The sequence below is a fragment of the Microbacterium deferens genome, assembly GCF_045517775.1.
Lineage (GTDB): Bacteria > Actinomycetota > Actinomycetes > Actinomycetales > Microbacteriaceae > Microbacterium.
Genome location: NZ_JBEUWT010000001.1, coordinates 1,525,817 through 1,538,011, shown reverse-complemented (window position 1 = coordinate 1,538,011; position 12,195 = coordinate 1,525,817). Strand labels below are relative to the sequence as shown.

Annotated in this window: 12 protein-coding genes; 10 read left to right on the top strand and 2 right to left on the bottom strand. The window is 71.8% G+C overall.

Translation table 11 applies throughout. The annotated features are described in order from the left end of the window. Positions 1 to 4: 4 nt before the first annotated feature. On the top strand, positions 5 to 1,018 hold the full coding sequence (locus tag ABTU82_RS07235; protein WP_116648084.1) for an aldo/keto reductase family protein: 1,014 nt from the start codon (positions 5 to 7) through the stop codon (positions 1,016 to 1,018). Positions 1,019 to 1,027: 9 nt separating this feature from the next. Beyond that, the gene (locus ABTU82_RS07230) at positions 1,028 to 1,507 is read left to right on the top strand and encodes an NUDIX hydrolase (protein WP_407172628.1); all 480 of its coding nucleotides are present in this window, start codon (positions 1,028 to 1,030) and stop codon (positions 1,505 to 1,507) included. A 43-nt stretch (positions 1,508 to 1,550) separates the two neighbouring features. Here the strand turns inward: ABTU82_RS07230 and ABTU82_RS07225 are convergent, their stop codons facing one another. Then, positions 1,551 to 2,528 carry a zinc-binding dehydrogenase gene (locus ABTU82_RS07225; protein ID WP_407172626.1) on the bottom strand — a complete coding sequence of 326 codons (978 nt, stop codon included), beginning with the start codon at positions 2,526 to 2,528 and terminating at the stop codon, positions 1,551 to 1,553. A 63-nt stretch (positions 2,529 to 2,591) separates the two neighbouring features. Here ABTU82_RS07225 and ABTU82_RS07220 point away from each other — a divergent pair, with 63 nt between their 5' ends. The 8 genes from ABTU82_RS07220 to ABTU82_RS07185 all read left to right on the top strand — a co-directional run bounded on the left by ABTU82_RS07220 (position 2,592) and on the right by ABTU82_RS07185 (position 11,523). Next, positions 2,592 to 3,212 carry a TetR/AcrR family transcriptional regulator gene (locus tag ABTU82_RS07220; RefSeq protein ID WP_407172625.1) on the top strand — a complete coding sequence of 207 codons (621 nt, stop codon included), beginning with the start codon at positions 2,592 to 2,594 and terminating at the stop codon, positions 3,210 to 3,212. Between the two features lie 169 nt (positions 3,213 to 3,381). After that, a complete protein-coding gene (locus ABTU82_RS07215) occupies positions 3,382 to 3,843 on the top strand; it encodes an SRPBCC family protein (protein WP_116648080.1) in 462 nt (153 codons plus the stop codon). Between the two features lie 174 nt (positions 3,844 to 4,017). Further along, entirely contained in the window at positions 4,018 to 5,196 is a 1,179-nt protein-coding gene (locus ABTU82_RS07210) for a glycosyltransferase family protein (protein ID WP_407172624.1), read from the top strand. Then, positions 5,186 to 6,418, top strand: coding sequence for a glycosyltransferase (locus ABTU82_RS07205; protein WP_407172622.1), 1,233 nt, complete (start codon positions 5,186 to 5,188; stop codon positions 6,416 to 6,418). Before ABTU82_RS07210 ends, ABTU82_RS07205 begins: the two co-directional genes overlap by 11 nt. Then, entirely contained in the window at positions 6,418 to 7,554 is a 1,137-nt protein-coding gene (locus ABTU82_RS07200) for a glycosyltransferase family 4 protein (RefSeq protein ID WP_407172621.1), read from the top strand. Before ABTU82_RS07205 ends, ABTU82_RS07200 begins: the two co-directional genes overlap by 1 nt. Then, positions 7,551 to 9,401: an ABC transporter ATP-binding protein gene (locus ABTU82_RS07195; RefSeq protein ID WP_407172620.1), complete on the top strand. Its 1,851-nt coding sequence runs from the start codon at positions 7,551 to 7,553 to the stop codon at positions 9,399 to 9,401. Before ABTU82_RS07200 ends, ABTU82_RS07195 begins: the two co-directional genes overlap by 4 nt. Then, positions 9,398 to 10,495 (top strand): phosphotransferase family protein, encoded by a 1,098-nt coding sequence (locus ABTU82_RS07190; RefSeq protein WP_407172619.1) that lies wholly within the window; start codon positions 9,398 to 9,400, stop codon positions 10,493 to 10,495. Before ABTU82_RS07195 ends, ABTU82_RS07190 begins: the two co-directional genes overlap by 4 nt. Beyond that, positions 10,492 to 11,523, top strand: a complete 1,032-nt coding sequence (locus ABTU82_RS07185) for a hypothetical protein (protein ID WP_407172618.1) — start codon at positions 10,492 to 10,494, stop codon at positions 11,521 to 11,523. The genes ABTU82_RS07190 and ABTU82_RS07185 overlap by 4 nt, the downstream gene beginning before the upstream one ends. 15 nt (positions 11,524 to 11,538) lie before the next feature. Here ABTU82_RS07185 and ABTU82_RS07180 read toward each other — a convergent pair whose 3' ends face one another. Then, positions 11,539 to 12,195, bottom strand: a complete 657-nt coding sequence (locus tag ABTU82_RS07180; RefSeq protein ID WP_407172616.1) for a response regulator transcription factor — start codon at positions 12,193 to 12,195, stop codon at positions 11,539 to 11,541.

Below are 12,195 nucleotides of genomic sequence, written 5' to 3'. Positions count from 1 at the left end.
ACGCATGGTCAACTATCGCTATCTGGGCAACAGTGGTCTCAAGGTCTCGGAGATCACGTACGGCAACTGGGTGACGCACGCGTCGCAGGTCGAGGACGACGCCGCCGTCAAGACCGTGCACGCCGCTCTGGACGCCGGAATCACGACGTTCGACACCGCCGACGCCTACGCCAACACCGCCGCCGAGGTCATCCTCGGGAAGGCGCTCGAGGGGCAGCGGCGCGAGTCGCTCGAGATCTTCACGAAGGTGTACTTCCCGACCGGACCGGGCGGACCCAACGACACCGGCCTGAGCCGCAAGCACATCACCGAGTCGATCAATGGTTCGCTCCAGCGCCTCGGCACCGACTACGTCGACCTCTACCAGGCCCATCGCTTCGACTACGAGACGCCGCTCGAGGAGACGTTCCAGACGTTCGCCGACCTGGTGCGCCAGGGCAAGGTGCTCTACATCGGTGTCTCGGAGTGGACCGCAGAGCAGCTGCGCGAGGGTCACGCACTCGCGAAGGAGCTCAACATCCAGCTCATCTCGAACCAGCCCCAGTACTCGATGCTGTGGCGCGTCATCGAAGACAAGGTGGTTCCCGCGAGCGAAGAACTCGGCATCTCGCAGATCGTCTGGTCGCCGATGGCGCAGGGCGTGCTGAGCGGCAAGTACCTGCCCGGTCAGCCGGTGCCCGAGGGGTCGCGCGCGACCGACGAGAAGAGCGGCGCCACCTTCATCAAGCGCTTCCTCACCGACGACACGCTCACCGCGGTGCAGCGCCTGAAGCCCATCGCTGAGCAGGCGGGCCTGTCGATGCCGCAGATGGCGATCGCCTGGGTGCTGCAGAACCCGAACGTCGCCGCCGCGCTCGTCGGCGCGTCGCGCCCGGAGCAGCTCGCCGACACGGTCAAGGCCTCCGGTATCACCCTCGACGCCGACACCCTCTCCGCGATCGACGAGGCGCTGGGTGGCACGGTCGAGCGCGACGGGCAGAAGACGTACGAGACGTCGCCCGCGACCCGAGTGGCCTGAGGCCCGCCCATGGTGGCGATGAGCGCCGGCATCCTGCTGTACCGCCTCGACGGCGGCGGGGTGCAGGTGCTCATCGCCCACATGGGAGGCCCGTTCTGGGCCTCGAAGGATGCCGCCGCCTGGTCGATCCCGAAGGGCGAGTTCGATCCCGACGACGAGTCGGCGATGGATGCTGCGCGCCGCGAGTTCCGCGAAGAGCTCGGCGTCGATGCGCCGTCGGCCGACTATGCCGAACTGGGTACATTCGCGTACTCGTCGGGCAAGCGCGTCGTGGTGTTCGTCGCGGACGGCGCAGGCTTCGACGCATCCGGATTCACCTTCGGCGAGTTCGAGATGGAGTGGCCCCCGCGGTCGGGAGCGACCGCACGGTTCCCCGAGGTCGACCGGGCCGAGTGGGTCGCGATCGATGAGGCGCGCGAGCGACTCGTGAAGGGCCAGCGACCGGCCATCGAGGCGCTTGCGACGATGGTCGAGCTCGCCGCCGGGTAGGGCCGGGCGCCGCGAGGTGACGCGACGACCGGCCCGAGACCGGTCAGGGGCGCAGGAGCACCTTGCCGACGCGGCCCGCTTCGCCGGAGGCGGTGACGGCCGCCGCGACATCGTCGAACCCGTGGATCGATGCGACGGGAAGCGTCAGCACCCCCGACGACAGGTGCCGCGAGAGCTCGCCGAAGAGTTCGGTGCGCGTCGCCGCATCCATGCTCGCCGACACCTTGCTGCCCCAGAAGCCCTTCACCGTGGCTTGCTTGAAGATGACGTCGCCCGAGGCGAGCTCCATCGTCGGGCTGTCCATCGCGCCGAACGCGACGAGGGTCGCTCCTTCGGCGAGGAGCGAGAGCACGTCGCCGCTCGACCGACCGCCGACGGAGTCGACGCCGGCCACGATGTCGGCGCCGCCGGTGAGGTCGGCGACGCGCTGCTGCCAGCCCTCGCTGTCGACCGCGACGATGCGCGAGATGCCCTGATCCTCGAGTTCTTGCACGCCCGACGCGCGGCGCACGAGGCCCACCACGTTGATGCCGCGCGCGGCGCCGATCTGGGCGACCATGCGACCGACGGCGCCGTTCGCGGCGTTCTGCACGATCCAGTCGCCCGGCTTCAGATCGAGGAACTCCAGCAGGCTGATCGCGCTGAACGGCATCGACACGAGCTGGGCGGCGGCGTCGTCGGGGAGGCCGTCGGCGACGGGGACGAGACCCGCCGCGCGGGCGATGAACTGCTCGGCCCAGACCCCGAGAGTGCCGCCCGTGGCGACGCGCTGGCCCACCTTCAGGGACTCGACCCCGGAGCCCACCTCTTCCACGACGCCGACGGCCTCGGTTCCGGCGCGGGCCGGAAGGGCGGGCTTGTACCCGTAGGTGCCGCGGATCGTCCAGAGGTCGTGGTTGTGGATGGGGGAGAGCAGCGTGCGGATGCGCACCTCTCCTTCGCCGGGGGTGGGGGTCTCAACGTCTTCGACCGAGAGCACTGCCGCCGGGTCGCCGAACTCGTGGTGGGTGATCGCGCGCATGGGGATGTCCTTCCGAAATTGTGTAACGATCGGTCTAATATAGACCCCGACGGAGGGAATCCGATGGGACGACAGCGAACGTTCGATCACGACGAGGTGGTGCGCTCGGCGCGCGACCTGTTCTGGTCGCGCGGGTACGCCGAAGCGGGGATCGGCGAGCTGGAGGAGGCGACCTCTTTGAAGCGGTCGAGCCTCTACCACGCGTTCGGGAGCAAGCGGGGGCTGTTCGAGGCGGTCGTCGTCGACTACCTCGCGCATGTCGCCCGCCCCCGCCTCGCGGCGCTGCGGCAGAACGACCCCGCCCCCGACGCACTGGAGCGCTACCTGGGTGCGCTCCGCGCCGAGATCACCTCTCCCTCATCCTCGGTGAGATCGGGGTGTCTGCTGGTGAACGCGGCGTGCACACCGCTGGCGAGCGAAGACGAGGGCGTCCGCGTGATCATCGCCGAGTACACCGACGAGATCCGCGGCGCCGTGCGCGCGGGTGTCGCCGCGCGGCGACCCGACCTCGACGGCGCGTCTCAGCGCACGCTCGCCGTCACCTGCTCTTCTCTCGTGCTGGCTGCACTGGCTCAGGCGCGCGCCGACGACGAGGCCGCCGCCGAGAGCCTGGATGCTGCCGCGGCCGTTCTCGCGACCTGGCAGCCGCGGGTCGCTCAGGGGAGTTCCACGGCGGTGCCGTAGCGACGACCCCCTGATCGTTCTGGACGAGCCCGGTGGCTGCGTCGATGAGCTGCTGCCGACTCGACACCGCCGATCGGCTGTGCGCGCAACCGCCTCGACGCAACGCGAACCGCGACGTACCGTGCTCGAACCGCGACGACGCGCGCCGCGGCAGGCAAGGAGCACACCCATGATCGATTCCTCCCGCGGTTTCACCATCGAACGACTGCTCGACGCGACCCCCGAGCAGATCTGGAACGCGTGGACCGACGCCGACGACGCCGCCCAGTGGTGGCACCCGGTCGGCATGACCACACCGCGCGAAACGGTGACCATCGACGCGAAGAAGGGCGGTCGCTACGCCTACACGATGGTCGATGACGCCTCCGGCGAAGAGTCCCCCACCGGTGGCGTCTACCGCGAGGTCGTGCCGCAGGAGCGCCTCGTCTTCACCTGGGGCGAGCCGGGTGCCGATCCCGACGCGACCCCCGTCGTCACCGTCACCATCGCGTCGGCGGGCGACCTGACCCGCCTCACCTTCGACCTGCGCGGCGTGGACGGCATGGCCGGCGATGACAGCTTCTACGACGGCTGGGCGAGCGCCCTCGACGAACTCGTCACGCACCTGGGGCAGTCCGCGGTGCACGGCTGACCGGGGCCTCGAGTCGACCGCACGCCGCGAACACTCGGGCGTGCGGGGGCGTTCGTCTTTCTAAGAACGCTCTCGTAGACGTCTCACGGGGGGCTTAGCGGGCGCCGCGATCGTTGACTTGCGGCCACCCGCCGCCGCGGTCCATCCGCGCCGCACTCCCCGGGAGAGAACGTCATGGTCCTCCGCATCGCTCTGTCGTCGCACGATTCCGTCGGCCTCGGCCATGTTCGCCGCAACCTCGCCATCGCCCACGCGCTCTCACGGTCGCTCCCCGCACTGACCGGCGAGCAGGTCACCGGCGTGCTCCTGACCGGTCAGGCGTCGGCCACGGGGTTTGCGGCTCCTGCCGGATGGGACTGGGTGGTGCTTCCCAGCGTCACCGTAGGCGAGGGCGGGTATCGTTCCCGGCACCTCGCCGCCGGCATCGACCGGGTGACGGCGATGCGTTCGGCGGTCGTGGCGGCGGTGCTGAAGGAGTTCGGTCCGGATCTCCTCGTCGTGGACCGCCACCCGTTCGGGGTGCACCGCGAACTCGACAAGGCTCTGCGGCAGCTGAGAGCCCAGCGGCCCTCCTGTGCGACGGTGCTCGGACTGCGTGACGTGCTCGACCGCCCCGCGGTGGCCCGTGCCGAGTGGCGGGCGCTGGGCGGTGCCGCAGCGGTCCGCGAGCACTTCGATGCGATCTGGGTCTACGGCGACCCCACCGTCCACGACATCACCGCGAGCGGCGAGCTCCCTCGCGGTCTGCACGACCTGGTCACCCACACCGGCTACCTGGCCCACGGCCGCGATGCCGCCCCCGTCGAGGTGGAAGACCCGTTCGTGCTCACCACGGTCGGGGGCGGATGCGACGGAGCGGGCATCGCGCGGGAGGCGGCGCGAGCGGCGGTGCCCGCCGGGTTCCGGCACCTCGTCGTCGTCGGTCCTCAGATGCCCGAGAGCGACCGGGCGTCCGTGCGTGCCGTCGCGACAGAACGCACGGAGGTCGTGGAGTCGGTGCCCGACGTCCTCGGACTCGCGCGACGAGCGGCGGCCGTCGTGGCGATGGGCGGCTACAACACGGTGTGCGAGGTGATGAGCACGGATACTCCGATCCTCGTCGTGCCCCGGGTCGATCGTCGAGACGAGCAACGCCTCCGGGCCGTCGCGCTCGCCCGTGCCGGTGCGATCGAGACCTTCTCCCCCTCCGAGGCCGACGCGCGGGCGATCGAGGACTTCTTCGCCCGTCGGGTCGGTGACCGCGCGACGCGTACCGGCATCGACCTCGGCGGACTCGACGCCGTCGCACCGCTCGCGGCCCGGCTCATCGCCGACGCCCGCGCCGGACGGGAGGTTCTCGCGCATGCTGTCTGATGTCCCCCGCACCGGTTACGTGGTGAAGGTCTACCCCCGGTTCTCCGAGACGTTCGTGGTCACCGAGATCCTCGCCCGCGAAGCGCAGGGCGAGCACCTGGAGATCTTCTCCCTTCGCCCCACCGATGACACGCGCTTCCACAGCGAGCTCGCCCGGGTCACAGCGCCGGTGCGGGCCATCGCCCCGCCTCGTCGCGTCGCGCCCCTGTGGCAGGTGCTGCGCGACGCGGCAGTCGACCCGTTCCTCGCGGCGGCGATCGGGCGCCACCTCGGCGACCTCGTGTCTTCCGAGGCGAGCGATGCCATCCAGGCCATCGAGATCGCCCGGCAGGTGCGCGCACGCGGGATCACCCACCTGCATGCCCACTTCGCCTCGACGGCGACATCGGTCGCGCGATTGGCGGCGCGGCTCAGCGGCATCTCGTACTCCTTCACCGCCCATGCGAAGGACGTCTTCCACGATTCGGTCTCGGCCGACGATCTCGACATGAAGCTCCGCGACGCGGCTTTCGCGGTGACGGTCAGCGACTTCAACCTGCGTCACCTGCGCGAGACCTTTCCCCGCCGCGATCGTCTGCACCGCGTGTACAACGGTCTGGAGCTCTCGCGCTTCCCCTTCGTCACGCGTGCCCCCGGCGACGAGCTACGGATGCTGTCGGTCGGGCGCCTGGTCGAGAAGAAGGGCTTCGGTGTGCTCATCGATGCCTTCGACCGCGTGCGAGAGGCCGGGATCGCGGCACGGCTCGACATCGTCGGCGACGGGGAGCTGCGCGACGACATCGCCGCGCGCATCGCCAGATCGCCGCATCGTCACGGTATCCGCCTGCGCGGGCCGCTGCCCCAAGACGAGGTCGCCCGGTGCCTCGCCGAAGCCGACCTCTTCGTCGCGCCGTGCCTGGTCGGGGGCGACGGTAACGTCGACGGGCTGCCCACCGTGCTGCTGGAGGCGATGGCCAGCGGTGTGCCGTGCATCTCGACCGCGGTGACCGGGATTCCCGAAGTCATCCGCCACCACGAGACCGGGCTCCTGTGCGAACCCGGCGACGTCGTCGGGTTGAGCGAGGCGATCATGGCGGTTGCCCGTCCCGGATTCGACCGCGTCGGAATCGCGCGCCGGGCGCGTGCGCTCGTGGAGAACGAATTCGACGCCGCCCGCCAGGCTGCCCGGCTGGCGGCCCTCACCGCGGAGGCCTCCTTCGCGACCGAGAGGAAGGTGGCCTGATGCGCGTCGCTTACGTCTGCGCCGACCCCGGAGTGCCCGTGTTCGGAACCAAGGGCGCCAGCGTCCACATCCAGGAGATCGTGCGCGCCTTCCGCGATCGCGGTGACGAGGTGGTGGTCTACGCGACGCGGCGCGGAGACCACCCGCCCGCGGACCTGGCAGATCTGCGCGTCATCGAGCGACGAGTGGCACGCGGCGACGATCGGATGCGCGAGCGGGCGGTCGCTGACGCCGCGGCGGAGCTCGCCGACGCGGTCGTCGCAGACGGCTGCGACCTGGTCTACGAGCGCTTCTCGCTGTTCGCCGCCATCGGCGCGCGCGTCGCGCGCTCGCTTCCGATCAGAGCGGTCCTCGAGGTCAACGCCCCGCTCATCGATGAGCAGCGCACCCACCGCGTGCTCGTGGACGAGAACCTCGCCGCGGCGACCGCCCGCACGGCGTTGACGGCCGCCGACGTCGTGGCCTGCGTCTCGGCCCCGGTCGCGGACTGGGCGCGTGCCCACGGGGCGATCGCCCCGATCGTCGCGCCGAACGGGGTGAACACCGCCCGTATCCGCCCGTCGATCGTGCGTCCCGCTGAGGGAGAGCCGTTCGCCGTGGGATTCGTGGGCACGCTGAAGCCGTGGCACGGAGTCGACGTGCTGATCGACGCGATGGGGCTGCTCGCAGCATCCGATCACCCGTCCCGTCTCGTCATCATCGGCGACGGGCCCGCGGGGGCGGATCTTCGTCGCCATGCGGCGCAACGGGGTGTCGACGCGGTGTTCCACGGCGCGGTGGCGCCGGATGCCGTACCGGGCCTGCTCGCGACACTCGACGTGGGGGTCGCCTCGTATCGTGCCGGCGACGCCTATTTCTCTCCGCTGAAGGTCTGCGAGTACCTCGCAGCAGGTGTGCCCGTCGTCGCCTCCCGCCTCGGTCAGCTTCCCGACCTCGTGCAATCGGGGCGGACGGGCCTGCTCACCGATCCCGGAGACGTCGAGGCGCTGGCGGGCGCACTCGCCCGTTTGCGCGACCGGCCGGCGCTGCGCGCCCGCATGGGGGCCGCCGCGCGAGAGCGCGCCGTCGCCGCCCACGACTGGAGCCGTGTGCTGTCGGGAATTCTCGCTTCTCTCCCGCGAGAGGACGCCGCATGAGCCCGTCGCGTGCGCGCCAGCCGGTGGCGACCAGAGGCGCGCTCGCGCGCAGCCTGCAGATCGTGCGACCCCACCTCCGGGGCAAGGGGTGGCTGATGGCGGGGGGCATGGTCGCGCTGCTCGCCGACGTCGCGTTCCGGGTGCTCGAGCCCTGGCCGCTGAAGTTCGTCATCGACGCCGTCGCCGCCAGCCTCGGGGCGACGGCGGGCGCAGCGGCCGGGATCCCCCCGGCGACCACCGGGCTGCTCGTGGCCTGCGCGGTGCTGCTCCTGGGCATCATCGCCCTGCGCGCTCTCGCCGCCTACCTCAGCACCATCGCGTTCGCGCTGGTCGGGTCGAGGGTCGCGACCGAGTTGCGTGCTCGGGTGTTCTCGCACGTGCAGGCACTCTCGCTGCGCTACCACTCCTCGTCATCGGCGGGCGACGTCGTGCAGCGGCTCGTCGGCGACATCGGGCGCCTGCAGGAGGTCGCCGTGACAGCGGGCCTGCCGCTCGTCGGCAACGTGGCGACCCTCGCGGTGCTGATCGTCGTGATGGGCTTCATGGACCCCCTGCTGACGCTGGTCGTCGCGGCCGCGGCGGTGGCCCACGCGATCTCGTCGCGGCGCAGCTCGAAGAAGATCACGGATGCTTCGCGCACGACCCGGAAGGGAGAGGGGGCGCTCGCCGACACCGCCGCCGAGACGCTCGGCGCGATCCGCGTCGTGCAGGCGTACGGGCTGGAGAAGAAGGTGGGCGGGGTGTTCGATCGTGGAAACGCGACGGCGCTCACCGAGGGTGTGCGCGCCCGGCGGCTCGCCGCAGGACTGGAGCGTCGCACCGACCTCATCGTGGGGTTCGCGACGGCGGCCGTGCTGCTCGGGGGCGGGTGGCAGGTGCTCTCGGGAGGGATGACCGCGGGTGACCTCGTGATCTTCGTGGCCTACCTCAAGCTCGCGATGCGCCCCTTGAAGGACCTGGCGAAGTACACCGGTCGTATCGCCCGCGCCGCGGCCTCGGGGGAGCGGGTCGCCGACCTGCTCGACGAGCCCGTCGAGATCGCCGAGACGGTCGACGCCCGGCCGCTGCGCGCGACTGCCGGAGAGGTGTGGTTCGATCGGCTGAGCGTCGACGACGGCCGCGGGAGGGCGCTGTTCCGCGACCTCTCGCTGCGCATCGCGCCGGGCCAGCAACTGTGTCTGCTCGGCCCGTCGGGGGCGGGCAAGTCGACTCTCGCGGGTCTGCTCGTGCGTACCGCCGACCCGATCGCCGGCGACATCCGCGTCGACGGCGAGAGCCTGCGCGGGGCGACCATCCCGAGCGTGAGGTCTGCGGTGTCGCTGCTCCTGCAGGAGTCGGTGCTGTTCGCCACGACGGTGCGTGAGAACATCCGGTACGGACGCTTGGATGCCACCGACGACGAGGTGGAGGAGGCCGCTCGGCGCGCCTTCGCCCACGAGTTCATCCTCGACCTCCCCGAGGGGTACGACACGATGCTCGGCTCGCGTGGCAATACGGTTTCGGGCGGCCAGCGGCAGCGCCTCGCCATCGCACGGGCGCTGCTGCGCGACTCGCCCGTCGTGGTGCTCGACGAGGCGACCACCGGGCTCGACCCGCAGGCGCGGCACGAGGTCGGCGCGTCGCTTCGAGCGCTCACCCGTGGGCGCACCACCATCATGATCACGCACGACGTGACCCAGGCTCTCGCCGCCGACCGTGTGCTCTGGCTCGAGCAGGGGCGCATCGTCGAGGACGGTCCGCCGGGGCTGCTGATGGGATTGTCGGACTCCCGCGTTCGCGCGTGGGTTCTGCAGGCCGGGCGTGACGGGCGCGGCGGGCTCGCGGCAGACGCGGCGGCGCGGGCATGAACGGGGCCGCACGGGCCGCGGCGCGTCTCGCGCGCGCCGACCCGGCCGTCGCCGGCCTCGGGACGCTCCTCGACCCGCACCTGCTCAGCGAGGCCCTCGGAGCCGAGGTGCGGCTCACGCGCCTGCGGTACAAGGCGGGGACGAGCATCGTCGCAGCCGTCGAGAGCGACGAGGGGCCGCGCTGGGTGGCCGCCTACGACGGCCCCGACAAGGCGGGGAAAGCCCTCCGGCACGGCGGCGGGGTGCGGCCGGTCGACTCCATCGCGCACGCGGTGACAGGGCCGGCGCTGAGCGACCGCGCGCTCGCGCGAGCGGTGCGGTCGGTGGAGAACCGGTCGGCGGGGCTCGTGCACCGCGCCGCCGTGCTGCGGTACAACCCGCACCGGCGCCTCGTGCTCGATGCCGGGGCGCACGGGATCGTCAAACTGACCCAGCACCCGGTCGACCGGGTGCTCGCCCTGCACCGGCATCTGTTCGACCGGGGGGTGGCCGTGCTCGAGCCGCGCGGCCTGGGCTCCCGGGCGTGGTCGGCCCCCCGCTGGGGAATCGGCGATCTCTCCGAGTTCCCGTCGACGGACTCCGCTGAGCGGGCGGGGGCCGTTCTCGCCTCCCTCCACGGGGTCGGCGCGGCACCGGGGCTCGTCATGGCCAGTGCGGCGGCCGAGGCGGCCGCCGCGGCCGCCGCCGTCGGCGGCGTGCTGCCCGAGCTCGCAGAGAGGGCGTCCGCGCTTGTGGCCTGCGCACCCGTGACCGGGCGCGCGACCGTGGTCCACGGCGACTTCAGTGCCGATCAGGTGCTCGTGGGTGACGGGGTGCGGGTGATCGATCTCGACCGGTGCGGGGGCGGCGACCCGATGCGCGACCTGGCGTCGTTCACGGCCGACGAGCTGCTGCGCACCGGCCGCCGCGTGCTGAGCGATGCGCTCGTGGCGGGATATCGGGGGGCGCAGGGCGTCGTCGACGGCGACGCCCTGCGACGCTGGCTGCCGGTGTGCGTGCTCCTTCGCGCGATCGAACCGTTCCGCCGGGGAGACCCGGAGTGGCCGGCCCGCGTGCACGCGGCGGTCGCACTCGCCGAGGAGACGGCGCCGTGACCGCGCTGGTGCCGCGCCGCGTCGCCGCGCACGGACGCACGTGGACCGTCCGCCGCGCGTGGCCTCGTGCGGCCGGAGACGGCGCCGACCTCGAGGTCACGGCGGACGGGATCCTCGGCGTCCGCGCAGGACGCTGGTGCGACGGCGACGTCCGTGTCGCCGAAGCGGTGTGCGATCGCCGGCTGCCCGCGCTGGCCGATGTCGCCGGAGCCGGTGAGGTCGTCTCCTGGCGACCGGGGCGTCGCGCGGTCGTCCGGCTCGCCCGCGGAGGCGGGTATGCCAAGGTCGTCCGAGAGGGGGCCGCCGAGCCCGTGCTCGCCGCGCACGCGGCGGGCGCCGCCTTCTCGGCGGGGTTCGCGCGAGCCGCCGTGACCTCGGCTCCGACCGACGCGGCGCGCGGGGTCGTGCGGTTCGCGTCGTTGCCGGGCCGTACTCTGTTCGATCTCGGTTCCGACCGACGCGTTGCCGAAGCGGAGTTCGCGCGGGCGTGGAACGGCTGGGCCGAAGCCTGGGGCATGCTGCTGGACAGCTCCTGCGGCGAGCTGCCCCTGCACGACGCCGAGGCTGAGGTGCGAGTGCTCGAGCAGTGGATGCGGCACGCCGAGCCCCACCTCGGAGGCGAGGCGTCCGCGGTGCGCCGCGCGAGCGACCGGGTCGCGGAGGAACTCGTGGCGGGTCCGCGCGGTCGCGCCGCGCTCGCGCACCGCGACCTCCACGACAAACAGGTGATGTGGGATGCGGCGTCTCGGCCGGGCCTGCTCGACCTCGACACCGTGACCATCGCGGAGGCGGCGCTCGATCTCGGCAACCTGCGCGCGCACGTGGCGTTCCGCGCCGCTCAGGGCCGGCTCGAGCCATCGCGTACGGCCGTCGCCCGCGCGGCGATCGACGGTGTCGCGCGTGCGACGGGCGTGGAGCCCGACCGGGTGCACGCGTACGAGTCGGCGACACGGTTGCGCCTCGGGGCGCTCTACCTCTTCCGGCCCGCGTGGCGCGAGCTCGCGTTGCGGTGGCTGCGGGGTGCGTAGGCGCGGCGCACGCGGTCAGACCAGACGGTAGCCGACCCCTCGCAGCGTCTCGATGCGGCCGGCCCCGAGCTTCTGCCGCAGGTAGCCGATGTAGACGTCGACGACATTCGAGGACGGGTCGAAGTCGTACCCCCACACCCGACTGAGCAGTTGCTCCCGGCTGAGCACGTGCCCCGCGTGGCGTATCAACTCTTCGGCGAGGGCGAACTCCCGTGCCGACAGCTCCACCTCGCGTCCGTCGATGCTCGCCGCTCTCGTCCTGATGTCGAGGACGATGTCGCGGTGCCTCAGCTCGGGCGCTGAGGTTGCCGCATCCTTCTTCATCCGCAGCCGGATGCGCGCGAGCAGCTCGTCGAACCGGAAGGGCTTTCCGAGGTAGTCGTCGGCCCCGCCTTCGAGGCCCGCGACGGTGTCTTCGAGTTCCACTCGCGCCGTCAGCATGATGACGGGGATGCCGTGTCCCTCGCCGCGAAGATGCTCGAGCACCTCGAAGCCGGTCATCCCGGGAAGGTTCACATCCAGGACGACGAGATCGAACTCGCCCGAGCGGGCCAGGTGCAACGCCTCGGTGCCGTTGGGCGTCACCCTCGTGGCGTAGCCGGCGGCTTTGAGGCCCTTCTCGATGAAGCCGGAGATGCGCTTCTCGTCGTCGGCGATGAGTATCGATGCCAC